At 65.6% G+C, this 26,358-nt stretch carries 28 protein-coding genes; 11 read left to right on the forward strand and 17 right to left on the reverse strand.

Features of this window, described 5'->3' with window-relative positions; translation table 11 throughout:
• The 4 genes from I1A62_RS10515 to I1A62_RS10530 all read right to left on the reverse strand — a co-directional run bounded on the left by I1A62_RS10515 (nucleotide 1) and on the right by I1A62_RS10530 (nucleotide 3,739).
• The gene (locus tag I1A62_RS10515; RefSeq protein WP_124396216.1) at nucleotides 1–195 is read right to left on the reverse strand and encodes a ferredoxin; all 195 of its coding nucleotides are present in this window, start codon (nucleotides 193–195) and stop codon (nucleotides 1–3) included.
• Nucleotides 196–246: 51 nt separating this feature from the next.
• Nucleotides 247–1,464 (reverse strand): cytochrome P450, encoded by a 1,218-nt coding sequence (locus I1A62_RS10520; protein WP_219458667.1) that lies wholly within the window; start codon nucleotides 1,462–1,464, stop codon nucleotides 247–249.
• A gap of 43 nt (nucleotides 1,465–1,507) precedes the next feature.
• A complete protein-coding gene (locus I1A62_RS10525; protein WP_219458668.1) occupies nucleotides 1,508–2,326 on the reverse strand; it encodes an alpha/beta hydrolase in 819 nt (272 codons plus the stop codon).
• Between the two features lie 327 nt (nucleotides 2,327–2,653).
• Nucleotides 2,654–3,739: a VOC family protein gene (locus I1A62_RS10530; RefSeq protein ID WP_219458669.1), complete on the reverse strand. Its 1,086-nt coding sequence runs from the start codon at nucleotides 3,737–3,739 to the stop codon at nucleotides 2,654–2,656.
• Nucleotides 3,740–4,234: 495 nt separating this feature from the next.
• Between I1A62_RS10530 and I1A62_RS10535 the strand changes: the two genes are divergently transcribed.
• The 5 genes from I1A62_RS10535 to I1A62_RS10555 all read left to right on the forward strand — a co-directional run bounded on the left by I1A62_RS10535 (nucleotide 4,235) and on the right by I1A62_RS10555 (nucleotide 9,147).
• The gene (locus tag I1A62_RS10535) at nucleotides 4,235–5,113 is read left to right on the forward strand and encodes an acetaldehyde dehydrogenase (acetylating) (RefSeq protein ID WP_219458670.1); all 879 of its coding nucleotides are present in this window, start codon (nucleotides 4,235–4,237) and stop codon (nucleotides 5,111–5,113) included.
• The gene (gene dmpG, locus I1A62_RS10540) at nucleotides 5,110–6,153 is read left to right on the forward strand and encodes a 4-hydroxy-2-oxovalerate aldolase (protein WP_219458671.1); all 1,044 of its coding nucleotides are present in this window, start codon (nucleotides 5,110–5,112) and stop codon (nucleotides 6,151–6,153) included. The genes I1A62_RS10535 and dmpG overlap by 4 nt, the downstream gene beginning before the upstream one ends.
• Nucleotides 6,154–6,386: 233 nt before the next feature.
• Nucleotides 6,387–7,856, forward strand: a complete 1,470-nt coding sequence (locus tag I1A62_RS10545) for an aldehyde dehydrogenase (RefSeq protein ID WP_219458672.1) — start codon at nucleotides 6,387–6,389, stop codon at nucleotides 7,854–7,856.
• An 81-nt stretch (nucleotides 7,857–7,937) separates the two neighbouring features.
• Entirely contained in the window at nucleotides 7,938–8,690 is a 753-nt protein-coding gene (locus tag I1A62_RS10550; protein WP_219458673.1) for an SDR family NAD(P)-dependent oxidoreductase, read from the forward strand.
• A 28-nt stretch (nucleotides 8,691–8,718) separates the two neighbouring features.
• Nucleotides 8,719–9,147 (forward strand): tautomerase family protein, encoded by a 429-nt coding sequence (locus I1A62_RS10555; protein WP_219458674.1) that lies wholly within the window; start codon nucleotides 8,719–8,721, stop codon nucleotides 9,145–9,147.
• A 57-nt stretch (nucleotides 9,148–9,204) separates the two neighbouring features.
• Here the strand turns inward: I1A62_RS10555 and I1A62_RS10560 are convergent, their stop codons facing one another.
• The 9 genes from I1A62_RS10560 to I1A62_RS10600 all read right to left on the reverse strand — a co-directional run bounded on the left by I1A62_RS10560 (nucleotide 9,205) and on the right by I1A62_RS10600 (nucleotide 14,855).
• Nucleotides 9,205–9,729 carry a hypothetical protein gene (locus tag I1A62_RS10560; RefSeq protein WP_124396382.1) on the reverse strand — a complete coding sequence of 175 codons (525 nt, stop codon included), beginning with the start codon at nucleotides 9,727–9,729 and terminating at the stop codon, nucleotides 9,205–9,207.
• Between the two features lie 38 nt (nucleotides 9,730–9,767).
• Nucleotides 9,768–10,427 (reverse strand): hypothetical protein, encoded by a 660-nt coding sequence (locus I1A62_RS10565; RefSeq protein WP_124396381.1) that lies wholly within the window; start codon nucleotides 10,425–10,427, stop codon nucleotides 9,768–9,770.
• On the reverse strand, nucleotides 10,424–11,122 hold the full coding sequence (locus I1A62_RS10570) for a hypothetical protein (protein WP_219458675.1): 699 nt from the start codon (nucleotides 11,120–11,122) through the stop codon (nucleotides 10,424–10,426). The genes I1A62_RS10565 and I1A62_RS10570 overlap by 4 nt, the downstream gene beginning before the upstream one ends.
• Before the next feature lie 46 nt (nucleotides 11,123–11,168).
• On the reverse strand, nucleotides 11,169–11,702 hold the full coding sequence (locus tag I1A62_RS10575) for a hypothetical protein (protein WP_095863720.1): 534 nt from the start codon (nucleotides 11,700–11,702) through the stop codon (nucleotides 11,169–11,171).
• 9 nt (nucleotides 11,703–11,711) lie between these two features.
• Nucleotides 11,712–12,365: a hypothetical protein gene (locus I1A62_RS10580; RefSeq protein WP_219458676.1), complete on the reverse strand. Its 654-nt coding sequence runs from the start codon at nucleotides 12,363–12,365 to the stop codon at nucleotides 11,712–11,714.
• Nucleotides 12,362–12,817: a hypothetical protein gene (locus tag I1A62_RS10585; protein ID WP_219458677.1), complete on the reverse strand. Its 456-nt coding sequence runs from the start codon at nucleotides 12,815–12,817 to the stop codon at nucleotides 12,362–12,364. The genes I1A62_RS10580 and I1A62_RS10585 overlap by 4 nt, the downstream gene beginning before the upstream one ends.
• A gap of 158 nt (nucleotides 12,818–12,975) precedes the next feature.
• The gene (locus I1A62_RS10590) at nucleotides 12,976–13,386 is read right to left on the reverse strand and encodes an SCP2 sterol-binding domain-containing protein (RefSeq protein ID WP_219458678.1); all 411 of its coding nucleotides are present in this window, start codon (nucleotides 13,384–13,386) and stop codon (nucleotides 12,976–12,978) included.
• A gap of 92 nt (nucleotides 13,387–13,478) precedes the next feature.
• Nucleotides 13,479–13,673 carry a ferredoxin gene (locus I1A62_RS10595; protein ID WP_124396375.1) on the reverse strand — a complete coding sequence of 65 codons (195 nt, stop codon included), beginning with the start codon at nucleotides 13,671–13,673 and terminating at the stop codon, nucleotides 13,479–13,481.
• Between the two features lie 132 nt (nucleotides 13,674–13,805).
• Nucleotides 13,806–14,855 (reverse strand): porin PorA family protein, encoded by a 1,050-nt coding sequence (locus I1A62_RS10600; RefSeq protein WP_124396374.1) that lies wholly within the window; start codon nucleotides 14,853–14,855, stop codon nucleotides 13,806–13,808.
• A gap of 251 nt (nucleotides 14,856–15,106) precedes the next feature.
• Between I1A62_RS10600 and I1A62_RS10605 the strand changes: the two genes are divergently transcribed.
• On the forward strand, nucleotides 15,107–15,541 hold the full coding sequence (locus I1A62_RS10605) for a DUF3263 domain-containing protein (RefSeq protein WP_219458679.1): 435 nt from the start codon (nucleotides 15,107–15,109) through the stop codon (nucleotides 15,539–15,541).
• 75 nt (nucleotides 15,542–15,616) lie between these two features.
• Nucleotides 15,617–16,798, forward strand: a complete 1,182-nt coding sequence (locus I1A62_RS10610; protein ID WP_219458680.1) for a thiolase family protein — start codon at nucleotides 15,617–15,619, stop codon at nucleotides 16,796–16,798.
• 47 nt (nucleotides 16,799–16,845) lie between these two features.
• On the opposite strand, the gene fdhD is transcribed toward I1A62_RS10610, so the two are convergent.
• The 4 genes from fdhD to I1A62_RS10630 form a co-directional block, all read right to left on the reverse strand.
• The gene (gene fdhD, locus I1A62_RS10615) at nucleotides 16,846–17,667 is read right to left on the reverse strand and encodes a formate dehydrogenase accessory sulfurtransferase FdhD (protein WP_219458681.1); all 822 of its coding nucleotides are present in this window, start codon (nucleotides 17,665–17,667) and stop codon (nucleotides 16,846–16,848) included.
• A gap of 205 nt (nucleotides 17,668–17,872) precedes the next feature.
• Nucleotides 17,873–20,173 carry an FdhF/YdeP family oxidoreductase gene (locus I1A62_RS10620; protein ID WP_219461171.1) on the reverse strand — a complete coding sequence of 767 codons (2,301 nt, stop codon included), beginning with the start codon at nucleotides 20,171–20,173 and terminating at the stop codon, nucleotides 17,873–17,875.
• 525 nt (nucleotides 20,174–20,698) lie between these two features.
• Nucleotides 20,699–21,679: a dihydropteroate synthase gene (gene folP / locus I1A62_RS10625; protein WP_219458682.1), complete on the reverse strand. Its 981-nt coding sequence runs from the start codon at nucleotides 21,677–21,679 to the stop codon at nucleotides 20,699–20,701.
• Nucleotides 21,565–22,428, reverse strand: a complete 864-nt coding sequence (locus I1A62_RS10630; protein ID WP_124395227.1) for a bifunctional methylenetetrahydrofolate dehydrogenase/methenyltetrahydrofolate cyclohydrolase — start codon at nucleotides 22,426–22,428, stop codon at nucleotides 21,565–21,567. Before I1A62_RS10630 ends, folP begins: the two co-directional genes overlap by 115 nt.
• A gap of 42 nt (nucleotides 22,429–22,470) precedes the next feature.
• Here I1A62_RS10630 and I1A62_RS10635 point away from each other — a divergent pair, with 42 nt between their 5' ends.
• The 4 genes from I1A62_RS10635 (at nucleotide 22,471) to I1A62_RS10645 (ending at nucleotide 26,310) form a co-directional block, all read left to right on the forward strand.
• The gene (locus tag I1A62_RS10635; RefSeq protein ID WP_219458683.1) at nucleotides 22,471–24,180 is read left to right on the forward strand and encodes a histidine kinase; all 1,710 of its coding nucleotides are present in this window, start codon (nucleotides 22,471–22,473) and stop codon (nucleotides 24,178–24,180) included.
• 7 nt (nucleotides 24,181–24,187) lie between these two features.
• On the forward strand, nucleotides 24,188–24,850 hold the full coding sequence (locus I1A62_RS10640) for a response regulator transcription factor (protein ID WP_124395224.1): 663 nt from the start codon (nucleotides 24,188–24,190) through the stop codon (nucleotides 24,848–24,850).
• 245 nt (nucleotides 24,851–25,095) lie between these two features.
• A complete protein-coding gene (locus I1A62_RS47190) occupies nucleotides 25,096–25,185 on the forward strand; it encodes a hypothetical protein (RefSeq protein ID WP_374710752.1) in 90 nt (29 codons plus the stop codon).
• A 24-nt stretch (nucleotides 25,186–25,209) separates the two neighbouring features.
• On the forward strand, nucleotides 25,210–26,310 hold the full coding sequence (locus I1A62_RS10645) for an IS630 family transposase (protein WP_219453424.1): 1,101 nt from the start codon (nucleotides 25,210–25,212) through the stop codon (nucleotides 26,308–26,310).
• Nucleotides 26,311–26,358: the final 48 nt, after the last annotated feature.

Here is a 26,358-nt window from a genome sequence, read left to right on the forward strand (position 1 = left end):
TCACCCCTCGATGCGGATGGCAGCGACGGGGCAGAGCTTGATTGCGGCGTTGACCTTGTTTCGGAGTTCCTCGGCGGGATTCTCGTCCAGCAGGATCACCTCGTCGCCGTCGTCGTTGAGGTCGAAGACCTCGGGGGCGGCGATGACGCACTCTCCGTGACCATCACACATTCCGTACTCGATCTGGATCTTCATCTTCTCTTTCCCTTCCCTATGCGATAGGGACGACGTCGGAACGCCGGCTAGCTAGTTTTTGTCGGCCCAGGTGATGGAGAGTTCGAGCTCCCCGAGGCTGCGGATGATGTTGTTGGGCTGGAAGCGGTGCTTACCGGCATGGAAGCGTTCGACGTTGTCGGCGAGCACGTTGAACAACGTGATCATCTCCAACCGCGCCAACGGCTTCCCCAGGCATGCGTGCTTCCCTCGCCCCCACCCCAGGTGACCGGCCGGATCACGAGTGATGTCGAACGAATCGGGGTTCTCGAACTTGCGCTCGTCCCTGTTCGCGGAGCCGTACATCACCACCACACGCGAGCCCTCCGGAATAGCCACTCCGGCGATCTCGGTGTCCTTCGTCGCGACCCGGGTGAAGAACTGCAACGGCGACGCCAGGCGCACGATCTCGGGGATCGCGCTGGTCAGCAGGGAACGGTCCGCGCGCAGGCGATCCCACTGGTCCGGGTGCTGAGCGAACAACAGCAGGCCGATCCCGATCGCGCTGATGGTGCTGTCCACGCTCGGGTAGATGTAGTCGTTCATCACCCCGCGGGCGAAGTCCTCGGGCCACCCCACGGCCGCACCGTTCTTGAACAGCTGATCCGCCCAACCACCCTCACGCACATTGCTCGGGAAGTTCTCGTCGGCGAACTCCATGTACCCCATCATCGTTTCCAGGGCCGGCTGGGTACGCGGGGCGTGCAGGGGGCCGATGCTGTCGAATCCGGCGACACCCCACTTGAACATCTGCTCCTGGGTGACGCCCTCGACACCGACCAGATCGGTGACGATCTCGATGGGCATCGCCATCGCCACGTCCGCGACGCCGTCGAGGTTGTCCTTGCCCTTCAGGGATTCGACCAGGTTCTCGGCGAAGTCCTGCAGCCGCGGCTTGAGCTCTTCGAGCGGACCCTTCTTGATGGGGCATCCCTCGACCTGACGGATCTCGTCGTGGTGATCGCCCTCGGTCTGCAGGCTGGTCTCGGTGATGCCGTTGAAGAACTGGTTGAACCCCACGCCCTCACGGGAGGTGAAGGTCTCCCAGTCCGAGAGCACCGCGGACACCTCGTCGTAGCGAGCGCAGGCGTAGTACCCATATTTTTCGAGCCAGACCACCGGCCCGGCATCGCGCAGCTTCGCGTAGGTGGGGAAGGGATCTACGAGCACTTCGTCGACGTGGAGATCGTCGTCGAAACTCGGAATACCGGCCGGCGGTTGCTGCTGCTCGACCGCTGCATCCTGCGTCATTGTTCTTCTCCTTGAATGTCGTCGAAATTTAAGTTCTGGGTGTTCAGCCGCGAAGGTGCGCGGAGAGGAAGGCTGCCGTGATGCCGAGGTGATCGGGTTGATCGAACTCGGGGCCTTCGTGGCCCGCGCCACCGAGCACGAGAAGGGTGGACCGGGCGCCCGTGCTGACCAGGGCGTCGTGCAGTGCGTGGCTCTGCGAGGACAACGTGATCCGGTCACGATCACCGTGCGCGATCAGAAACGGCGGGGCCAGAGCGGTCACGCGGCTGAGTGGGCTGGCGTTCCACGAGGTGTCCGACGGCGCCGAGACCTCGTTCTCACCGAGCAGGGCGTTCTCGAACGGCGGTGGGAGAAGATGGCTTTCGATCCAGCTGCGGCCTGCGTTGGCGGCCAGGTCGGACGGTCCGAACCAGTGGACGACTGCGTCGACCCGGCTGGACTGATCGAGATCGTCGCCGACGACACCTTCGAGTTCCTCGTCGCCGGGGGTCAGCCCGACCATGGTGGCCAGGTACGCACCTGCCGATGCGCCCCAGACCCCGATCCGGTCGGTGGAGACCCCGAGCTCGGCTCCGTGTGCGCGCAGCCACCGCACGACGGCCTTGACGTCGTGAATCGGGTTCGGATACGAACCCTGCGGCGCGAGACGGTAGTTCGCGGACACCACGGCGACGCCGTACGAGGCCAGTCGCGCGAGGCGGTCGTCGGCGCCGTCCTTCTTGTCGCCGAGCTGCCATCCGCCCCCGTGGAGGTAGATCACCGCCGGCGGGTTGTCGATGTCCGGGCGGTACAGATCGACGGCGATCTCGAAGCCGTCCACCTCGGCGACGCGCAGATTGGACTGCACTTGAACGTCATTCATGAAGAGGCCTTTCCAGAAGGTCAGGTGTGCGAGTCGGCAGGGGCTCGTCGTGCTTGGTTCCGACGATGTCGAGCCTGTCGCGAAGGTCATTCGCGGTTTGTGCCTGTGATCCACAACACTACGAGCCGCCGCGTAGGTGTGCCATGGCGTCAGGCGCACATCATTTGGCATTCAGGCGCACGGCTGCGACTGGGGCGACCCGTGCTCGAGAAAATCGGTGCAAGGCTGCGCTCACACACGAGGAAACGCGACGGACCAAGTGGTCCGTCGCGTTTCCGGTGGAATCACGTGGGTGTGACCGGGGTTCCGATCACAGCCACGTGCGTATCAGGACGCGGGTGCGCCGGCGACGGCGCGGGGCTGGTCGATCTCGTCCGGGATCGTCTGCTCGGCTGCTGCCGCGTCGGGGGTGGGTCCGTCGGGGCCGAAGTGCGCGTACTTCTCGATGTGCTGGTCGAGCGAGAGCGGGCTGGGGGTGCCGTAGGTGAAGTAGGTCTCCCACGGAAGCTTCGCGCCGCCGATCGCCAGGCCGGTGTCGATGTCGGACATCTGCCAGGTCTTGGTCTCGCCGTCGGGATCGAGGTGCAGGTACCCGACCTCACCGAACAGCTCGATGCGGTTGCCGCCGGGTTCGAAGACGTAGAGGAACTGGGCCTGGGTGATGCCGTGCTTGTCGGGGCCGGCCTCGATGCGAATGTCGTAGTCGCGGAACATCTCGACCGCGTCGATGTTGTGCTGACCGGTGCCGTAGTAGAACGCGAGGTGGTGCATCTTGCCGCGTTCGCCCTGCGCGTCCCGCAGACAGGCGACCTCGTGGCCGAGGATGTTCGAGCTCATCCAGGCACCGATCTCGGTGTCGCCGTCGACGACGCGTTCGGTGGTGCGGAACCCGAGGTGGCGTTCGAAGGAGTTCTTCACCGCGCTGACGTCGCTGGCGAGCAGGTTGAGGTGGTCGATGCGCTTGACGGGAATGCCCTGCAGCGGCTTCTTCGACGGGCGGGTGAGGATCTTGGACTGCAGCTCCGGCGGGGCCTGGTACTTCTCGACCTCCCACAGCAGTTCCAGGTTGTGCCCGTCCGGGGACTGGTAGGTGAAGGTCTTGCCGTACCCGAAGTCGCTCTCGCGCCATGCTCCGTCGACGTTGGCGTCCTTGAGTGATGCGGCCCGGCGTTCGAGGGCTTCCGGGGAGCTGGTGCGCAGTGCGGCGTGGCCGAGTCCGGCCTGGGTGGATTCGGTGACCTTCAGGCTCCACTGGTACGGGTCTTCGTAGGCGCGCAGGTAGACCGATTGCCCCTCGGTGTGGGTGATGTACATCCCGAGGAACTTGGTGAAGAAGTCCACCGTTTCCTGCGGCTTGGGGCTCAGCAGTTCGGCACGGGCGAGATGGGAAATCTCGAACCGAGAGTCACTCATGTCGTTCTCCTTTGTCGCGCCGCCACGACCGCGGTGGGCCGTGTTCGCCGGCGACGTTTGTGGTGGATACGGGACTCGGGCGGGGATACGTCCGGGCCCTTGAAACCGGCGGTGACCGCTGTCGCGGTTGTGACTGCCTGTGGCCTAGAACACTACGAGCCGTGGCGGCGTCGAGCCATGGCTCCAGGCGCACATCGTTTTGCCTCCAGGCGCACCGCATCCGCCCCGACGTTCGGTCGCCGAGCATCGCCACTACGTCCGTGACCAGCATGTCTCGGCCCGATCTCCGATTAATCCGGATCGGGGCGGTCCCACACCGGGGTGCTGTTCGGGTATTCCGACCATCGGACCCACCGCAGCGCATCGGTGGTTGTCTCGAAAGGGACTTCGGTGGGGTGTGAGCGCGATTTACGCGCAGACCGCATGCGGGCACTCCACCACATTTCGACGCACCAGGTTCTGTCGGCACAGGCAGATATGAGCGAGAGGCACACAATGAGTCGCAAGAGCGCCGCGATTATCGGCTCCGGCAACATCGGTACGGATCTGATGTACAAGCTGCTGCGGTCCGAGCACGTCGAACCCCGCTTCATGGTGGGCATCGACCCCGCCAGCGAAGGCCTGGCCCGCGCCCGGCAGGAAGGCCTCGAAGCCTCCGCCGGCGGGGTGGACTGGCTGCTGTCCCAGCCCGAGCTGCCCGACATCGTCTTCGAGGCCACGTCCGCGAAGATCCACGCCGCCGCCGCACCGCGCTACGCCGAGGCCGGGATCACCGCCATCGACCTCACCCCGGCCTCGGTCGGCCCGTACGTGGTCCCCGCAGTCAACCTCGACGCGCACCTGAGCGCCCCCAACGTGAACATGGTCAGCTGCGCCGGCCAGGCCACCATCCCCATCCTCTACGCCATCAACGAGGTCGCCGACGCCTCCTACGGCGAGATCGTCGCCGCCATCGCCTCCCACAGCGCCGGGCCCGGCACCCGCCAGAACCTCAGCGAATTCAGCGAGAAGACCGGCAAGGCGCTGGCCCAGGTCGCCGGCGCCGACCGCGCCAAGGCGATCTCGGTGATCAACCCGGCCGAACCGCCGATGAACATGCGCGACACCGTCTACGCCAAGGTCCGCAACCCCGACGCCGCCGCCATCGAGCGCGCCGTGATCGACATGGTCGCCAAGGTGCAGCAGTACGTCCCCGGCTACTCGTTGCGCCTGGTCGACGTCGACGGCGACCTGGTCACCGTCATGCTCGAGGTCGTCGGCGCCGGCGACTTCCTGCCCACCTACGCCGGCAACCTCGACATCATCACCGCGGCCGCCGTCCAGGTCGCCGACGTCATGGCCCAGCAGAACCTCGTCCAGGGAGCAGCACAGTGAATACCCCCGCCCAGAAGAAGATCACGATCGTCGACACCACCCTGCGCGACGGCATGTCCTCGGTCTCGCACCAGTTCACCCCGCAGAACGTCGCGGACATCGCCCGCGGACTGGACAAGGCCGGTGTCGGCACCATCGAGGTCGCCCACGGCATCGGACTCGGCGCCTCGTCCATCCAGTACGGGTTCGCCGCCGCCACCGACCCGGACTACGTGCGCGCCGCCGTCGACGCCGTCGAGAACGCCGACATCGCCGCCCTGTACGTCCCCGGTATCGCGACCCTGGCCGAACTGCAGAAGGCCATCGACGCCGGCATCAAGACCGTCCGCGTCGCGGTGCACTGCACCGAGGCCGACTGCGGGCAGCAGCCGGTGGAGTGGGCCAAGGAGCAGGGCCTGACCGTGATGACGTTCCTGATGATGAGCCACAAACTCGCGCCCGAACCGCTCGCCGAGCAGGCCGCCAAACTCGACTCCTACGGCGCCGACGTCGTCTACGTCGTCGACTCCGCCGGCGCCATGGTGCCCCAGCACGCCGGTGACCGGGTCGCCGCCCTGCGGCAGGCGATCACCGCGGACATCGGATTCCACGCCCACAACAACCTCGGCGTCGGAATCGCCAACGCACTCACCGCCGCCGAGAACGGGGCCACCTACATCGACGGGTCCCTGCGCGGGCTCGGTGCCAGCGCCGGCAACGCGCAGACCGAGGTCCTCGCCGCCGCCTTCGAGCGGGCCGGCTGGGACACCGGGGTCGACCTGTTCCCGCTCATCGACACCGCCGAGCACGTCGTCGCGCCGCTGATGAAGGAACCGCAGATCGTCGACGAGACCGCCCTGATCCTCGGCTACGCCGGGGTGTACTCCACCTTCTTCCACCCCACCAAGCGGGCCGCGAAGAAGTTCGGCGTCCCCGCCCGCGACATCCTCATGGAGCTGGGCCGCCGCGGCGTCATCGGCGGTCAGGAAGACATGATCATCGACGTCGCCTCGGAACTGGCCGGCCGCACCTACGAGACTCCGGCGATGGCGGGATCCTGATCGAGTGAAGGGGTGCTCGGGACGAGGGTCTGCGAGCACCCCTTCCTCGGACGTCCCGTGCCGTTGCCGTGCGCCTGGAGACCACGCGATGTGCGCGTGAAGCCATGGTGTGCACGGAGCGCAACTCGTAGTGTCGTAAGTCACAGACACCGTGTATGACATGCCGCGCATCGCCGCGGCCACATCAGGATCTGAAGGCTATTGGGTCCCAGCCTGATTCAACAGGAGAGCACATGACCGCAGTACCGGAAATTTCCGACGTCAAGCACCTCATCGGTGGCGACTGGCGTCCCGCATCGGACGGCGCGACGTTCGAAACTCGCGACCCGCACGACGGCTCCCTGCTCGGCACCGTCCCCCAGGGAACGGCCGCCGATGGAACCGACGCAGTCTCCGCGGCGCGGAAGGCGTTCGACGACGGTCCGTGGCCGCAGATGTCGCCGAAGGAGCGTGCGAAGATCCTGCACGCGGTCGCCGACAAGGTCGACGAACACCGCGAGGAACTGGCCCAGATCGAGACCCGCGACGGCGGCAAGAGCATCAACCAGTCCCTGCACGCCGAAATCCCGCGGGTCGCGCACAACCTGCGGTTCTTCGCCGACTACGTGTCCATGGCCGCCAACGAGGCCTACCCGGACGGGGACCTGCTCTCCTACGTCCTGTACCCGCCCGCTGGGGTGGTGTCCGCGATCAGCCCCTGGAACGCGCCGCTGATGCTCGCGACGTGGAAGATCGCCCCCGCCTTGGCCTTCGGTAACACCACGGTCCTCAAGCCCGCACCGCAGACGCCGCTCACCGCGCACCGGTTCGCCGAACTCGCCCTCGAGGCCGGCCTCCCGGAGGGCGTCCTCAACGTGGTCCACGGATTCGGCGGCGAGGCCGTCGCCGGTCCACTCACCGCGGACCCGCGGGTCGACCGGATCACGTTCACCGGGTCGAGCGCTACCGGCGTGAAGATCCTGCAGGCGGCTGCGGTCAACCACACCCCGGTCTCGGCGGAGATGGGCGGCAAGTCCGCGAACATCGTCTTCGACGACGCCGACCTCGACATCGCCGTCCCGATGGCCATCCGCGCCATCTTCGGCGGCAACGGGCAGGTATGCCTGTCCGGGTCGCGCCTGCTGGTGCAGAACTCGATCATGGACGAGTTCCTCGACCGGTTCGCCGAACAGGCCCGTAACCTCACCGTGGGCGACCCGAAGGACCCCGCGAACTTCGTCGGCCCGCTCATCGAGGAGAAGCACCTCGAGAAGGTACACAGCTACGTCGAACTCGCGCAGGAGGAAGGCGGCAAGATCGTCACCGGCGGGTCCCGGCTCACCGACGACGCCCGCGCCAAGGGCTTCTACTACCCACCGACCGTCATCACCGGGCTCACCAACGACTCGCGCACCGCGCGTGAGGAGATCTTCGGCCCCGTCGAAACGGTTCTAGGCTTCGACACCGAGGACGAGGCGCTGCGCATCGCCAACGACTCCCCGTACGGACTCGCCGGCATGCTGTTCACCGACAACCTCAACCGCGCCCACCGCATGGCCGCCCGCTGGAAGGCCGGCACGGTGTGGATCAACACCTTCTTCGAGCGCGACCTCCGGTTGCCGTTCGGCGGTGAAGGAAGCAGTGGCCTCGGCCGTGAGGGCGGCCAGTACTCCCGCGAGTTCTTCACCGAACCGCGGGCGGTCACCATCCGGCTGCGCAGCTGATTCCCTGTCGTCCACGAGCGGCCGGAGCGGGTATCTCACCGCTCCGGCCGCTCGCCTTTTCCTTCCGAGGAGAACACTGCCGTGACATCACCGGAACTCTGCGTCGTCGTGGGTGCGACCGGTGCGATGGGCACCGAGATCACCCTGCGCCTGGCCCGCCGCGGGCTGCGGGTCCTCGCCGTCGCCCGTCGCACCGACGACCTCGAAAAGCTCGCCGCAGCGGACGAGCGCATCGTCCCCTGCACCGCTGACGTCGCCCACGACGACGCGATCGAAACCATCTCCGCTCACGTGGATTCACCCGTCCGGCTGGCGCTGTTCGCCGCCGGCCTGCCGGTGCGGGGCTCCGCCGACACGATCCCGCCGGGCGACGTGGCCGTGGCGACGAACATCAAGGTCGGCGGACTGCTGCGATTGCTGCATGCCGTACGTGGCCAGCTCGTCGACGGGTCCCGGTTCGTGACCATCGCCGGTTCGCTCGGCCTCGAACCCGGTCCCTTCGATGCCGCACCGGGCACGGCCAACGCCGCCGTGTTCAACCTGATGCGCCAGCTCAGCGCTCTGTACGGTCCGAAGGGTGTCACCACGCACACGATCGCTCCGGGACCGGTGGATACGCCGAGGCTCCGCGCCTTCGTCGAGACGGAGTCCGCGGAAACCGGGCGGGATGCGGAGGAGATCTGGGAGCGGTACCGCGCGAAGACCACCCTCGGCCGGCTGCCCACGCTCGGCGAGATCGGCTGGATCGTCGAGACGCTGCTCGCCCCCGAGGCCGCGGTCCTGCACGGTTCGGTGCTCAACGTCGACGGCGGAACCCGCCACGGAATCGCCTGACCACTTCAACCGAAAGGAATTGCGGCCCATGCCCGTCGCCCACTTCCACCTCGTCGACGGCGCTTACACGCCCGAGCAGCACCGGGAACTGCTCACTGCCGCGAGTCGCTGCTATTCCGAGGTCCTCGGCTCCCCACTCGAACGAATACGGGCCTTCATCGTCCGATACCACCCCGACGACGTCGCTGTCGCGGGGACCGTCGTCGGAGCAGGGGCACCGCCCGCGCCGTACTTCACCGCGATCGTGCTCGCCGGCCGCCCCGCGACGCAACGACAGGAACTCGCGGCGCGCTTCACCGATCTGATCGTCGACCTCCTCGGTGCGCAGCGCTCGCTCGTGCGCGGACAGATCGTCGAGGTCGACCCGGCGAACTGGGCGATCGCGGGGACCGCCGCCGCGACGACCCGTGCCAGTGAGATCGCCGGTCGCGCCGGCGCGGCGAAAACCCCGAGCTAGGGCATCGGCGGCGCGATCAGCCGCCGATGCCCTCGCGTCGTTTGTCGCGGGTGTTTTCTACTTGGGGACTTTCGGTAGGAGAAGAGAGATGCGCAGCTTCGAGTCGATCGTCTGCCCGAGGGCGAGGGATTGGTCGAGCAGCGGACCGAGTGCCTTCACCTTGGCGTCGGCTTCGCTGAGCGTGGTGACGATCGACGCGGCCGGCGCTGCCGCGGCATTGGCCTGATCCGTCGCCGCCTGTCCGGCACCGATGATGCCCACGAGCGGTGCGTCCGCGGATTGCAGAGCGGTCCCGAGGGCGGCCAGCTGGTCCCCGAGCGAGCCGAGAGTCTGGTCGGCCCGGGTCAGTGAGTCCAGTACCCCGACCACATGGGGCATGCTGTTGTTGATCGCCGCATTGGCGGGCGGTAGTTGCTGTGCTCCGTCCAGTGCTTGGTCGGTGGTGCTGTCGACGATCTTCGCCTGCGCCACTCCGTCCTTGAAGATGTCGTTCGAGATGTTCAGATCGCGGGTGACGATGAGGATGCCGGCAAGTACGGCGATAGTGAATGCGAGGGCAACTGCCCAGGAGAGCCGAAGCATCGAGGATTCCGCCTTTCGAAAGGATCCGTGGTGCGCCGTCATGCGGGGGGCGCAGACGCCGGTGTGGGTGCAACGCCCAGCGGGGGCAGATTCAGGTCGTTGACCGGCGGACCGATGACCGCGAGAAGGGGCCCGAACTCCTGAACGTGCGCAGCCTCCTCCCGGATGACCGACAAGGTGGCGGCGATCGCCGAGGCCTTCGGCCCGAGTTCGCCCAGTGAGCCGCCCACCGTCGTCAATCCTTGATGAATACCTTCCAATTGGGTGGTCACCGACCCGACCGCGGTGGACAGTCCGGCCACGGTCGGACTCGCCTGGTCGGCGCGAGCGGTCACCGAGGCCACGAGATCGGGCAGCGGTTGTGCGGTGGCTCCGACAGACGAGGTGGAGGCATTGACGGTCTTCGCCAAACCGGAAAGTTCACCGGCCTTGGTGGTGAGTCCTTCCAGATCGTCGGCGAGCGGAGTGAGCGTCTGGATATCGGTTGCCAGTTGGGCGTGCTTGGGAAGCAGGAGAGCGGACAGAGAATCGAACTGGCCCGCGGAGTCGATGAGTTCGAGGCTCAACGCAGAGGGGCGGCCCAGCGGATCGCTGACGTCGCGCAACGCCGGGAAGAAGCCGTTCAGCGCGCACAGGACCACGGCCGGAACGACGCCCAGGACCAGCACAACGAGAGACCATGTCTTTTTCGAGATCATCGATTTCCTTCCGGTGCGGGGATGAACGCGTCGGAAGCGGGCACGAGTGCGAGTTTGTTCGCCGTGCGGGTCAGTTCCGAATTGAGCTGAGTGGTCAGGTCGAGTGCTCGGGTGAGTTCGTCGTTGACGGTCGAAACCGTGGTGTTCGCGTCCGCGGAGACCTGGTGCAGCGAGGCGGCCGACCCTTGCAGGGTGGTCGCGACCGATTCGAGCTGACCCGCGATCTGGGTGTCGCCCTGGCCTGCTGCGACGAGCGCCTGGGCGTTGGGCAGCAGCGCGGCGAGGTGGTCGACGTCCGTAGCTGCTGCGGAATTCAGTTGTGCCAGGACTCCGTTGAGTTCGTCGAGTTGTTTGCGCGCGGTGGCGGGCGCGGTGAGATCTGCTCGCTGGGCGAAGAACTCGTTCGTCACCCGGAAGTTGTCGACCACGGTGCGTGCACTGTCTTGCACGAGGAGGCCCTTGTGGATGGTCAGCAAGACCATCCCGAAGAGGACGACGGCGGTGACGGCCGCGGCGCGGCCACACCACTCGGTGACGACGGCGTACCGCGTCTGTGTCGGCCCGGATGCACCTGGGGGGTGGGTCGGCGGGCTCTTTCGTTCAGGCAGCGCCGAGGTCGGTATGTCGAAGCGCTGATAGCCGGCCAGGCCTCGGCGCGAGAGAGATGCTGGAGACAAAGTGTTGCCCTGCTGCATATCACGTCCAGTCGGAGAAGGGATGGGCGGTTCGGGCGGTGGCGGTCTATCCGGGCAGGGGCAGCATCTGGTTGATCGTCTGTGCCGCCGCCACCGACCCCTCCAGATCGCTCACCAGGCCCTGCACGATCGCGAGGAGATCGCGGCCCTGTGCACCGAACGCTTCGGCGGATGACACCAAGGGCAGCACCGTGTTCTGGACCTCACCGAGAATGGACTGGATGTTCTGCAACTGTTCGTTGGTCATCTGCGCCCCCGACGTTCCCTGGGCGAGCATCGCCGCGGCGGGGGTGATGGCCTCGTCGAGTTTGGTCAGAAGCGGCCCGAGCGCCTGTGTGGAATCCAGTGCGGTTTGTGCGGTGTGCGTGAGTTCGGTCAACTGCTGCAGTTGTCCGGTCAGTTTGTCGTTGACGTCGACGATGTCCTGAGAGACACCGATGCTGGTCACGTTGACCTGCTGCTGATTGTCGAGTCGGTGATTGAGGTTGTACACGACGAAGGTCAGCAGTCCCAGGACACCGACCGCGACGATCGCGAGGACCATGCGTGCCGGGCCACCGCGGCGTCCGAAGAAGATCACAATAGTTCCTTACTTTCCTGACAGGTCGTTCGCGGACTCTTCCGCCGAGACGCGGGCGTTGTGCACTTCCGCGGCCGTCGACCGTGCGTCGTCGAGAATCGAGGCGAGCGTGGCGCGGTTGCCGGTCAACGCCGCAGTCGCACCGTCGACCGGTGGCTGAAGGGTGTTGATCTGTGCGGTCAGAGTGTCAAGGGATGCCACAAGGTCGTCGACATTCGTACCGGCCTGGTCCAGAGTGTTCTGAACGTCTCCGCTGATTTGACCGATCAGCGTATTGAGTTCCGCTGCGACGGTGGCATCGGTTTCTTGGACGCTGGCCAGTGCCGCCCTCATCTTGTCGAGGGCGGCGAACGCGGAGAGGGTGACCTTTTCGTGTTCGACGAGTTCGGCGAGCGCGGGGTTGTAGTTGTTGGCGGACACCACCGCCTGGTCGAGCCGATACGGTGTCGCGGTCAGGTCGTGGATGCGGGGATAGAGGTAGAAGGCGGTGATCGGGATCAGAGCGAGCAGGACGATGCCCCGCAGAACTTTCGTCCGCGTGGAGGCGCGACGCGGTTCGGTGTCTGATCGACGAACCTGAACTGGAGAGGACGCAAGCGGGACGGTCAGCTGGTCGTCGAATTCCCTGCCGGCACCGCTGTGAGGGCCGGTGAACGCGGTCATGTCGGGCTCGCAGACAACAGGGCGATCGTGTGTAGCACGGTCGCGGCATGGGCGAAGAGTCCCTTGACGACCATCCGGCGGGTCAGGATCGCCGCGAGCAATCTCACGCCGCGACCGGTCACGAGGCCGACTGCACCGAGTGGCCCCACCTTTCCTGGTAGCTGAGCGATGAGGTCGAGGTGTTTGTCGGTGACGATCAGGACCACGTCCGGCTGTCCGACGAGACCGTTGTAGACCACAGCCTCGTCGTCCCCGCACACGATCGTGCACGCGCTGTCGGTATCCGCACTGACGATCGCCACGGGTCGGGCGAGTTTGTGCACCAACTCGATACGTGAGGGGGCTGCCTCGAGGCTCTCCCCGAGGTGAGTACCGATCAGGCCTGCGATGCTGTTGGCATCGGGTCCGTCGTACAGGGAAACCGCGTACTTCGTGTGTTCGATTGTCGTCAATGTCAGCCTTTCGATGTTGGGAATCGTTCGGCGTTGCGGCCCGCGGCAGGAGCTGTCGACGGGCCAGGCGGGTTCGGTCCGGGCACGAGGATGGGGCCGGTGCAGATACCGGCCCCATCGTCGATCGGGCGTCGCCGGGATGCTCCCGCTGTCAGGGTCTAGGCGATGAGATCCTCGCGTCCGGCGTCCTTGAGGTCCTGGATGTAGATCGGGAACAGGAACTTGGTGCTGGGAACCAGCTTGAGCACCTTCATGATCTGCCCCTCGGCCTTGACGGTGCCCGTCGTGAGAGCCATCGTCATATTGAGCTTGCCCTGCCAGAACTTGTTCGCGTTCTCCGAACTCATCCTCAGCGTGGCGTTCGGAGTGACACCGCTCTCCGCGACACTGGAATAGACCTTGTTGTTGGGCATGTCGAGGACGACCTCACAGACGGGGTCGTGGCACGAGACGAGCAGAACGGCGCCGGTGGCGGTGAGCTTGGGACCGAGCTTTTCGTCCAGGTAAGCCTTTTCGAAAATGCCTCCGACGAACTTACGCAGGTCGGTGGGGTCGGTGAATGCGAGCATTGTTCTCTGCTTTCTCTCTGATGGGTGTTACTTGCAAGGGTTGAGTCGGTTCTGCCCGGGTAATGCCGGGTGTCCGGTGCGAAAGGTCAAGTTCAGTCGGCGATCCGCAGAGCCGCGACCGGGCACAACTTGACCGCCGCTTCCACCTTCCGGCGAAGAGCCTCGGCGGGAGAGTCGTCCAGGACGATCACCTCGTCGCCGTCATCGTTGAGGTCGAAGACTTCGGGGGCTGCGATGACGCATTCGCCGTGCCCTTCGCATCGGTCGTAGTCGACGTGGATGTCCATGCCCGAATCTCCCTTTCATGTGGACAGGTGGCTCGGGGAGACCCGATGGGTGTGGGCATGTTCAGCTCTCACCGAGCAACGGTTGTGTGCGGAGTGTGTGGATGGGTTCAGATCAGCGCTCGGCGCCTGCGGCTATCGGACCGACAGGTTCTCCCGCTGCGCCGGAGACTGAATGATTGCGCGTGGGCGTCGCCGCAGGATGCCTGTGAGCAGTGCCAGCACGCCGAGGACCAACAGGACGATCGGTGCGACCACACTGATCAGGTTCAACTGCATTGCCTGGGACTTGGCCGAGGCCGCTGCGTCGCTGATCGACTGGTCGTTGAGGGCGGTGTCGATGGACAGTACGGGCATCACGGGAACCAACTGGCCGCCGATCTCAACATTCGCGATGATCTGCTGGTTCAATTGCGCATCGATCGGTGAGCCCAAGGTCTGGTCGGCGGCGAGGTTGATGCGGGTGACCGCGGTGTACGTGAACGGCACCGGATCGGCGAGCTGACCGAGGGCCCCACCAAGACTCTGCTGCACATCCGCCGGCAGCAGGGGCGCGAGGGACCCGACCAGCGATTTGGGCAGCGCCGGCGGCAGCGTTCCTGCGATGGCGGGATCACGCAAGGCCCCCTTCGCTTCCACTGTGTAGTTGAGTACGTCACGGCCGGAGACGGTGCCCGAGTCGACGTACGTCATCGGGACCGTGGTTCTGGTCGCGGAGTCGTAGTATTGGTAGCTCGCTGCCGGGTCTGGATGCAGCGGAAGAGCGATGGTCATGCCGCTGTGCGGTTCGACCCCCTCACCGGAGTCACCTGCCGCCGCGTCCATCGTCTTCCGGTCGATGGCATAGGTGTGGTTGGACGGCACCGAAAGGCCAGGCGCCGCGAGGGTGATGTCGTCATGCGCGAGCGCCGTGTCACCGTCGGTGCTCGACACGTAGATATGACGATCAATGGTCACGGGAACATCGGACGCGACCACATTGGCGATGTCGCCGGCCTGCAGGGCTTGGGCGTTGAGCAGCGTGCCGGTCCCCTCGTAGACGGGATTGACATCGAGGTCACCGGGCAGCTTTGACAGCGTGGGCACCAGGACGAACCGCACGAGGGCGGCAAGAGCGATGAACAGCACTCCCACGACCACAAAGATTTTCGAAGATCGTCTGACAAGCATCGACCGGTCCTTCATGTATTCGAGCGGTAGATGAGGATGCGCCCGTCGTTGCCACCGGAATTGGACTGCCTGCTCGGCTGTGTCGATCGTGCAGACCGGTGTGTGAATGGCAGTCCGTCGGTTCGTTGGGTAACCCTCAACCGTGGTCACGGCGGAACACTGCCGAGACACCACCGCTCCGGTCCAGGGCTGTCCGCATATCCCGATCAATCGCGCGGAAACCGCGGGACCATTGCCGTGATGCCGGACACAACAACCGGAACTGTGTGACTGAGTACACAAATGCAATTCGGTTGGCGCCGATGCTCTGCGATCACACCGATCCAGCGGTCCGGGACAACGGCTACATTACCGCCGCACTCGTCCTGACATCGTGGCGCCGACACCATTTCGTCACGCACCGACACACACTGACTTCGGCGCCGATCTCAGCGCCGAACCGCAAAGGACAGGCCCGTGTGATGAACAGCTTTGATTCCGCGATCGTCGAATTCGCCTGCGAATGGCTGCCCTACGGCACTCCCCCGCCAGAGGAGTTGCTCACCCAATTCGGCATGACGAGTACGAGATACGAGCAGCAGCTCAGCCGGATCCTGGACGACTATCCCTCGCACATTCCCCTCGATACGCGACGCAAGCTTTGGCTACGCCTCGCTGAACGCCAAGCAGCACTGACACGCGCGACGGCTTCCCCCGTGTGACATCGGCTTCCCCTGCCAGGCAGGGCCTACGGCACCAGCGGCACACTCAACACGCACGATGAAGAAGGTCTCCCCATGAATTCTCCCGAACTGATCGTCGTAGTCGACGGCGCGAGGACCCCGATCGGCAGCTTCGGGGGCGCGTTCAAGGACGTGCCCGCCCACGAACTGGGTGCGACCGCCGCGAAGGCCGCGCTGGACCGTGCCGGGGTGCCGGGTTCGGACATCGACGAGGTGGTGATGGGCTGCATCGGTCAGGTCGGGCCGGACGCCTACAACGCCCGCCGCGTCGCCCTGGCCGCGGGACTTCCCGAGAAGACCCCGGCGTACACCGTCAACCGGCTGTGCGGGTCGGGTCTGCAGGCGGTGTGGTCGGCGGCGCAGCAGATGCGGTGGGGTGGGGTGAACTTCGCCCTCGCCGGCGGCGACGAGAGCATGTCGCGGATGCCGTTCTACGACTTCTCGGCCCGCTCCGGGTACAAGCTCGGTGACCGCACACTGGTCGACGGCACCGTCGCGATCCTGACCGACCCGTTCGGTGGCGTGCACATGGGCCGCACCGCCGAGGCCGTCGCCCGCAAGTACGACGTGAGCAGGGAGCAGCAGGACGAGTTCGCCGTCGAATCCCAGCGCCGCGCCGCCTCGGATGTGGCGCGGGCCGCGTTCGCCGAGGAGATCACCCCCGTCGAGATCGGGGGCCGGCGTCCCAAGACGGTCGAGGTCGACGAGCATCCCAAGCCCGACACCACCCTCGAGACCCTGGCGAAGTTGCGGCCGGCGTTCGAGGAGGGCGGGTCGGTGACCGCGGGCAACGCGTCGGGGATCAACGACGGCGCCGCGGCGCTGGTGCTGGCCACCGAGTCCGCCGCCCGGGACAAGGGCCTGACCGGGCTGGTGACCCTGGAGGCGGTCGCGACGGCGGCGATGGACCCCGCGCTGATGGGATACGCCCCCGTGCTGGCGTTGCAGAACCTGTTCGAGCAGACCGGGACCACCCCGGGAGACATCGACGTGATCGAGCTGAACGAGGCGTTCGCGTCGCAGGCGGTCGCGGTGATCCGGGACGCGAAGCTCAGCCCGGAGAAGACCAACCCGTACGGCGGGGCGATCGCGTTGGGTCACCCGGTCGGGGCGACGGGGGCGATCCTGAGCCTGCGGATCGCGAAGGACATGGTGCGCCGCGACCTCGAACTCGGCATCGTCACCATGTGCATCGGCGGCGGCCAGGCCCTCGCTGCCCTCTTCAAGCGCATCTGACCCCAGGTGAGTGGCACAGTGTGCCCGCACACGCTGTGCCACTCACGTCAGGTGATGCGGTCCGGGTGGGTGTAGAGGTTCATGGTGGTGCCACGGAGGAACCCGATGAGGGTCAGCCCGGTGTCGTGGGCGAGGTCGATCGCCAGCGACGACGGCGCCGACACCGCCGCGAGGATCGGGATCCCTGCCATCACCGCCTTCTGCGCCAACTCGAACGACGCCCGACCCGATACGAGCAGCACCGTCCCGCGCAGCGGCACCCGGTCCTGTTCGGTGGCCCACCCGATCAGCTTGTCGACGGCATTGTGCCGGCCGACGTCCTCCCGGACCGCGAGCAGTTCCCCGGACCGGGTGAACAACCCCGCCGCGTGCAGCCCGCCGGTGGTGTCGAACACCTTCTGCGCCGCCCGCAAACGGTCGGGTAGTTCCGCGATGGTGGCCGAATCGACCCGCACCGTGTCCGCCGCCGGGGAATGCTTCGTGCGTTGCCGGATCGCATCGAGCGAGGCCTTCCCGCAGACGCCGCACGAGGAGGTGGTGTAGAAGTTGCGTTCGATACCGGTATCGGGCAGGAGCACCCCGGTTGCCAGATCGACATCGAGGACGTTGTAGGTGTTGACACCGTTGTCGTCGACGCTGTTGCAGTAGCGAATCGACGCGATGTCCGCGCGGTCGGCGATGATGCCCTCGGTCAGCAGAAACCCCTGCGCCAGTTCCATATCCGAGCCAGGTGTCCGCATCGTCACCGCTAGCGGCACCCGGTTCACCCGGATCTCGAGGGGCTCCTCGGCGACCACGGTGTCGACGCGGGTGCGCCGCTGCTCACCGTCGATGCGGCTGACGGGACGTCGCGTGGTTACTCGGCCCAATGCGACCATCTCGCCGGCGCCGGCCGACTACAGACCGTGGCATTGGCCTCCTCGCGTGGGCCGGACGGTGAGTCGAAGTGGGGAGGTCGGCGTCCGACGCTGCGGACGAACAGGTAGATGAACGCCGCGAACGCGTGCAGGATGAGCGACAGCACAATTGGCCCTTCTCGAGACCCCGCGTTGCCGGGGCCCACATTGATGAAGATCAGACCCGCTTCTCGAGGCGGATGGTGACCGCCTTCGACACCGGCGTGTTCGACTTGCGGGCGACGTGATCGAGCGGGATCAGCGGATTCGTCTCCGGGTAGTACGCGGCCACATTCCCGACCGGCGTCGGGTAGGGCACCAACCGGAAATCCTCCGCCCGCCGCTCCTCCACACCACCATCGGCCGTCGTCCATTCGGAGACCAGGTCCACCCGATCCCCCGCCGCGTACCCGAACGACTCCAGATCCTGCGTGCTGATGAACAGCACCCGCCGTCCGCCCTTGACACCGCGGTACCGGTCGTCGAGACCGTAGATGGTGGTGTTGTACTGATCGTGCGACCGCATCGTCTGCAGGATCAGCTTCCCCGCCGGCACCGGCACCCACGACAACTCGCTGACCGTGAAATTGGCCTTCCCCGTGTTCGTGTCGAACCGGCGCTCGTCCCGCGGCGGGTGCGGCAACCCGAACCCGTCCGGCCCGCGCACCCTCCGGTTGAAGTCCTCGAACCCCGGGACCACCCGGGCAATGGAATCGCGGATCCGGTCGTAGTCGGCGGTGAACTCCGCCCACGGCACCGCATGCTCCGGCCCGAACAACGCCTGCGCGATCCCGCAGACGATCGCGACCTCACTGCGCAACTGATCACTCGCCGGGGGCAGGCCGCCGCGGGAGAGGTGCACCATCGACATCGAATCCTCGACCGTCACCTGCTGCTTGCGACCGTTCTGCACGTCCTTGTCGGTGCGGCCCAGCGACGGCAGGATCAACGCGGACTGCCCGGTCACCAGGTGCGAGCGGTTCAGTTTCGTCGACACCTGCACCGTCAACGCACACCTGCGCAGCGCCGCCTCGGTGGTCTCGGTGTCCGGGGTCGCGGAGACGAAGTTGCCGCCCATCCCGATGAACACCGACGCCCTGCCGTCGCGCATCGCCCGGATCGAATCGACCGCGTCGAACCCGTGCTTGCGCGGGGACCGGATACCGAACTCCGTATCCAACGCGGTCAGGAAGGATTCGGGCATCTTCTCCCAGATCCCCATCGTCCGATCACCCTGGACGTTGGAGTGCCCGCGCACCGGGCACACCCCGGCACCCGGTTTGCCGATCATCCCCTGCAGCAGCAGCAGGTTCACCGCGTCCTGGATGGTCGCCACCCCATGGGTCTGCTGCGTCAATCCCATCGCCCAGCAGATGATGGTCTTCTTCGATCCGATCAACGCGTCCGCGGTGGCCCGGATCTGGTCGAACGTCAACCCGGTCGCCGCCACCACGGTGCCCAGATCGACCTGCCGCAGATGCGCCGCGCACTCCTCGAATCCGGCGGTGTGCCGGTCGATGAACTCCCGATCCAGCACGGTGCCCGGTGCCGCGTCCTCGGCCTCGAGCAGCAACCGGCCCAGCCCCTGGAACAGGGCCTGGTCGCCGCCGATCCGGATCTGCAGGAACTCGTCCGCGATCTGCACCCCGTCGCCGACGACGCCGTGCACCTTCTGCGGGTCCTTGAACCGCAGCAACCCGGCCTCCGGCAACGGGTTGATCGCGATCACCCTCGCCCCATTCGCCTTCGCCTTCTCCAACGTCGAGAGCATCCGCGGATGATTCGTCCCCGGATTCTGGCCGGCGATCAGGATCAGATCCGCGTCCTCGATGTCGGGGACCGACACCGACCCCTTCCCGATCCCGATCGTCTCCACCAACGCCGACCCGGACGATTCGTGGCACATGTTCGAACAATCCGGCAGATTGTTCGTCCCGAACGCCCGGATCATCAACTGATACACGAACGCCGCCTCATTCGACGTGCGCCCGGAGGTGTAGAACACCGCCTCGTCCGGCGACCCCAGACCGCGCAGTTCCCCGGCGATCAACGAAAACGCCGCCTCCCACCCGATCGGTTCGTAATGCGTGGCCCCGGGCAGCAGGACCATCGGATGCGTCAACCGGCCCTGCTGACCCAGCCAGAACTCGGTGCGGCCCAGCAACTCCGCCACCGAATGCTCGGCGAAGAACTCCGGCGTCACCGTCCGGGTGGTGGCCTCCTCCGCGACCGCCTTCGCGCCGTTCTCACAGAACTCCGCATGCTTGCGGTGCCCGGGGGTTTCCGGCCATGCGCAGCCCGGGCAGTCGAATCCCTGGCGTTGATTCAGCTTCATCAGGGTCCGGGCCGTACGCACCGGACCCATCTGCTCCAGTCCGCGCTTGAGTGAGACCAACACCGCAGGAACACCTGCCGCATAGGACTTCTCGTGCGTGACAACGACATCATCCTCGTCGATATCGGGCATGTGGTGGGGCATGTCAGCGCTTTCGTTGAAGGCGGTCAAGAGAGTGAGGGTCGGGACCGGGCGACTAGTGGACGGAAGCGTTCGAACGTCGTCTTCGTTCACGCCGCTCCAGCAGCTGCTCGTGCAGTGTGGCCCGGTCTCCGGGCGCGAGGTGACGGGAGGACACGCTGCCGAGAATTCTGACAAGGTGCTGATCGAATCGGAGTTCCGTCATACCGAAGTCGACCAGGATTTCTTCGGACGGAGGCCCTCCGTACGGCAACCAGCGACACGCGAATTCGAGGATCGTCGAATCCTGACTGTCCACGCCCTGTCCCCCTCAGTCCTCCGCGAACTTACGCCGACTCGCCGTCCGGTCCACCGATGTTGCCGCGTGACATCATTGCCCCGGCATCGTTGCCGGAACTGCCGAACACACAGCCCTCGGAGGCCACGGCGAAGTCGGTTAATCGGGACAGAGCGCGACACCGCTGATCTGGGTCGAAACGGAGATGCTCCGGAAGACGGAGCTATCACGCACGAGCGTGGTGTGCGGACTTATGTCAGTTTCTCGGCGACGCGAAGCGCGTCCGTCGTGCCTGTCACATCGTGTACCCGAACACCCCACGCGCCAGCGCGAGCCGCGAGGACGGAGATGACCGCGGTGGCGGTGTCACGTTCGGCGGTGCTCCTGTCGTGATTACCTTCTCTCAGCAATGCACCGAGGAAGCGTTTGCGTGACGCTCCGATCAGGACTGGATACCCGAGCGAACACAGTTGGGGAAGATCGGCCAAAAGGGCCCAGTTGTCGTCGCTGTTCTTGCCGAATCCCAAGCCGGGGTCGACAATGATCGATTCGCGTGACACGCCTGCGGCGAGCGCGCGAGTAGTCGCGGTGTCGAGATCGGAGAGAACTCGAGCGACGATGTCCTCCACCGGTCGTGCGATGTGCCTAGGCGAGTCGCGCCAGTGGGTGATGATCAGTCGAACTCCGTATTCTGCCGCCACGGCATACATTTTCGGGTCCGCGCAGCCGCCCGAGACGTCGTTGATGTAGGTGGCGCCGGCCCGTGTTGCCGCGGCTGCCGTGTCCGCGCGCATCGTATCCACGCTGACCGCGACACCGCGTGCCGCCAGTTCCTCGATGACGGGGATGACGCGGGACCGCTCGACCGGCCCGGATACCCGGAGTGCGCCAGGTCGCGTTGATTCTCCCCCGACGTCGACGATATGTGCCCCCGCGTGATGGAGGCGAAGCCCGTGGGCCACAGCCGAGGAGGCGGCGAGAAATCGGCCGCCGTCGGAAAAGGAATCGGGGGTGACGTTGAGAATGCCGAGAACGGTTGTGCCTGCCGATTCCGGACGACAGGTGCTGATCGTCGCGAATGGCTTCGATTCAGCGGGCAGCGCTGGGAGCGTGGAAGTCACGTAGTCGGGGCCTTCCGTTCGGCAGCTTCGACGATATTCGCCAGCAGCATGGCGCGGGTCATCGGACCCACACCTCCCGGCATCGGTGTCAGGTACCCCGCGACTCCCCATGCGTCGGGCGCGATGTCGCCGACGATGCCCTCTTCGGTTCGTGTAATACCCACGTCCAGGACCGCGGCACCCGGTTTGATGTCGGAGCCGGTGATGAGCGCGGGGCTACCGGCTGCCCCGACAACAATGTCGGCGCCGCGTAGGTGTGTACGGATATCGCGCGTCCCTCTGTGGCAGAGGGTGACGGTGGCGTTCTCGGTTTCTCTGGTGAGGAGAAGTCCGAGTGGCCGCCCGACGGTGATGCCGCATCCGACGACGACAACTTCCGCCCCGTCGAGGGGGATGCTGTAGCGGCGCAGGAGTTCGACGATGCCCCGGGGTGTGCAGGGCAGCGGTCCCGCAGCACCGAGAACCAGGCGACCGAGGTTCACCGGGTGCAGGCCGTCAGCGTCTTTGTCCGGGTCGACGCGCTCGAGGAGTGCGGTCCGGTCGATATGTGCTGGTAGCGGGAGTTGAACGATATATCCGGTACACGCCGTTTCACTGTTGAGATCATCGAGGGCTGCTAGCGCATCTGCCGTGCTCGCGCTTGCGGGAAGGTTGATCTTGAACGAGGACAGACCGATCTCGGCGCAATCGCGGTGTTTGCCCGCAACGTAGGCCCTGCTGGCCGGGTCCTCACCGATCAGTACCGTTCCGAGTCCGGCAGAGACCGATCGGGCCTCCAGTGCCGATACCCGTCCGGCCAGTTCGCTGCGGATGTCCTTAGCTGCAGCTTTGCCGTCTAGCACCACCGTGGGCCCGATCATCGTGGACGAGAGTGCGCTCACCGAACATCCCCTTTCGTGAGAGTGACGCAGGACCGCACAGATGACCGCGGCCTGCGGATGCGGGCGCGTTCGCGCCGCTCTACTTCGCCGTCAACGCTAGGCCGGGTGCCTATTGGTCAGGCAGCGGCGTCCGACGTGAAGTCACGGCCGATCTCGGTGGGCATCGCTAGGTCAATTGACGCGCCGGCCGCTGCTCCGACCGTCCCGGGGCGACCTACCATGGATCGAGTGAACAGCAGGTCGATCGTGGACGCTATTGCAATCGGGGTTGCGGTCGTCGATGACGTCGGCCGGTTCGTCTCCGTCAACTCCGCCGGGGCTCTCATACTCGGCGCCGCGACACCGGATGAACTGCCTGGTGTGCAGAGCCCGTTCGAGTTCGGATCTGAATCCGCGGGATCCGATGCTGACGCCGAACGCGTCGGATACTGGGACGTCGGCCTCGAGGACTTCGTCATGCTCTCCTACCAATTCGGTTCCGATACGGCCGACGGGACGGTCGTGACGTTCCGTGATGTCACCGATCAACGGCGTCAGCAACGTCGCGTTGCCGCCTTGGCACGCACGGCGTCGAACATGGCGGCACAACGATCGGTCACCACGTCGGTGCTCGATGCAATGGCGTGGGAAGTTCAGCAGTCCGAGGGCGTCGCCGCTGCCCAGTTCATTACCGTGGCACCGGCGACCAGACGGCTGCAGGTGATGGGAGCTGCGGGCTTCGCGGAGGTGCACACCTTCTTCGACCTGCTCATGGCATCACATCGCCGCGGCGCGAACCTGGCCACCTACGAGGTGATGGACCGCGGACAGCAGATTGTGTATCCGCACCGGCGAGCCGAGATGCTGGCCGATCCCGATTGGCAGCCGATCCACGCCTATATCTCTCAACTCGAATGGGACGACTTCGTCTGTACACCCTTGATGACTCGAGGTAAGTCCGTCGGTGTCCTCAACGTCTACATGGAACCGAGCTACCACGCCGGACACACCATGCTCGACTTTTTCACAGCGATGGCCGACCAAGCCTCTCTGGCAATCGATTACGCCACTCTATTGGAGCGCGATCGGATCGCTGTGCGCAGGGAAGAACGCAAGCGACTGGCCCGAGATCTTCACGATTCCGTCGTTCAGCAAGTCTTCTCGATCGGAATGCAGGCTCGCGCGCTGCAGAGGATGGCCACCAAAGGCCCCGAACCGCTCGCCACCGACATCGGCCGGATCGCTGCCGAGGTCGGGGAGCTGAGCCAGGCGGTTCAACACGATCTGCGGGGGGTTGTACTTGCTCTGCAGCCGTCGATGGCCGCCGAGATGGGTCTGTCGGCCGCCTTGCACCTGCTCGCCGAGAAGATCACGCGGCGTACCGACATCCAGATAGAGTTGTCAGTCAGTCCGGAGCTCGACGACGACGATGCGGATTTCGTCGAAGACGTCTATCAGGTCGTCAGCGAATCGCTGCACAACGCGGTCAAACACGCCGCTCCGTCGACCGTTCTCGTATCCATCGAGATATCCGACGGTCCTCGCGTTGTCCGGATCGAGATCATCGACGACGGCTCCGGCTTGACGAACACGTCGTCGACCCAGGGCGGATACGGGCTGACATCGATGCGTGAACGCGTCACCCGGTGGTCCGGGCACCTTGATGTCACACCGAACGATTCCGCCCGAGGTACCCGGGTCACTGCGACTCTCGTGCCGCCCCCACCCCATCCCGACCAAACGACGAGGTAGAGACCAGATGGACGACTCGACAACCACCATTCGTGTCCTCGTGATCGACGATCACGCGGTCGTCCGTCGCGGAATCGCCAGTTTCCTCGCCTCTACGGACGACATCATCGTCGCCGACGAAGCCGGCGACGGAGTTGAGGCATTGGAGAAGCTCGCCGCGATGTCGGCGCACCACCAGCTGCCCGACGTCGCCCTGCTCGATCTCGTCATGCCGCGAATGGACGGAGTGGAGACCGCGAAGCAAATCGCCTCCCGCTACCCGAGTGTCCGCGTGGTCGTGTTGACCAGCTTCGGGGAGACCGAGCGGGTACATACTGCTCTCGCCAACGGGGCCTCGGGATACCTGCTCAAGGATGCCGACCCGTCCGAGGTCGAGTCGGCTATCCGAGCGTCGACGCGCGACGAGGTCTTTCTCGACACCGCGATCGCCCGTCAGCTGACCCATCAGATGGTCACGCCGGTGGCCGGCCTCCGCTCGTTGAGCACTCGCGAACGTGACGTCCTCGTCCTCGTCGGGCGAGGCCTGTCGAACCGGGCCATCGCCAAGGAACTGTCGATCAGTGAACGCACAGCTCGCACGCACGTATGCAACGTCCTGGCGAAGATGCATCTGAACTCGCGAACCCAGGCCGCCCTCGTCGCGGTGCGCGAAGGGCTTGTCCAGCTCTGAGACGCCACAGTTCACGCTCCCAGGCATGCAACACGATGGCTGGGGGTCGTTCGATCACTCTGCCGGCTCACCAGCCCCGAGTCCGCAAAGACCCAGCAGGGTCCGCACAGAACGAGTTCATCCTCCGGAAGTCGTGACAAAAGCACTCGCCGTGAGGTTTCTCGCGCGTTCCACTGTCGGAGATCACACTTCGCGATCTTCGGCCACTAGCGTCCCTACCAGGCGATCGTAGTGTCGTAAGCCATGTGCTCCCAGCACAAGACCGGGGCCACGTTTGGCGCCCTGGCATATGGTCCAGATCACATTCGCCCCCTAGTGGTCCGTCTGCGAATTAGTCGAGCGTTTTATATAGTCGACGCATGGTTGCAGCGGCGTTGTCGGTCAGTGACGAACAGCGGGCGGAGTTGAGGCGGATGGCGGCCTCGACGACACTGCCGCACCGGAAGGTGGTCCAGGCGCGGGCCTTGCTGTGGGCAGGCGACGGGGTGGCCAATGCCGAGATAGCCAGACGTTGCCAGGTGACTCCGGAAGCGGTGCGGCGCTGGCGCTCTCGTTTCACAGAAGAGGGAACTTCCGGGGTCGGGACGGTCGCGAAGGGGCGAGGCCGCAAACCGAGTTTGCCGGCGGGCACAGTCGAAGAGGTGCTGCGGTTGACCCATCAGGAGCGTCCGGCGGACGGCTCGACACACTGGAGCACCCGGACGATGGCCGCCCGCGTCGGGATCGGGAAGGACTCCGTCGCCAAGATCTGGGCTGATCACAATCTCAAGCCCTGGCGGGTCGCGACGTTCAAGATCAGCAACGATCCGCGATTCGAGGAGAAACTCGTCGATGTCGTTGGGCTGTACCTGAACCCGCCCGCGCGGGCGGTGGTGTTCTCGTTCGACGAGAAGACGCAATGCCAGGCGTTGGACCGCACCCAGCCGTCGCTGCCCATGAAGCCAGGACGCGCCGGGACGATGACCCACGACTACAAGCGCAACGGCACCATCGATCTGTTCGCGGCGATGAACGTCGGCACCGGGGAGGTCCTCACAGACCTCCGCAAGGGCCACGCCGGAGCCGATGTGCTGCGGTTCTTCAAGCAGATCGACGCCAGCGTCCCGCGCTCGCTCGACGTTCACGTCGTGCTCGACAACCTGTCCGCGCACTCGACCCCGGAGATCAAAGCGTGGTTGGCGCACAAGAACCGTCGCCGGTGGCACCTGCATTACACCCCAACGTCGAGTTCCTGGCTGAACCTGATCGAACGCTGGTTCAAAGAACTGACCGACAAGCGGCTGCGCCGCGGCGTCTTCACCAGCGTCACCGACCTTGCCGACGCGATCACCACGTGGGCACAACACTGGAACGAGGAACCCAAACCCTTCGTGTGGAAAGCGACCGCGGAAGACATCATCGCCAAAGTCCAACGCGGCCGCACCGCCCTCCACAAGATCAAATCGCAGACAGACCACTAGTCTTGGTCGCGTAACCGGCTATCGACAGCTGAAACAGACACCCACAGG

Origin of the sequence: Rhodococcus sp. USK10 (genome assembly GCF_019378875.1) — a bacterium.
Taxonomy (GTDB): domain Bacteria; phylum Actinomycetota; class Actinomycetes; order Mycobacteriales; family Mycobacteriaceae; genus Rhodococcus_F; species Rhodococcus_F pseudokoreensis.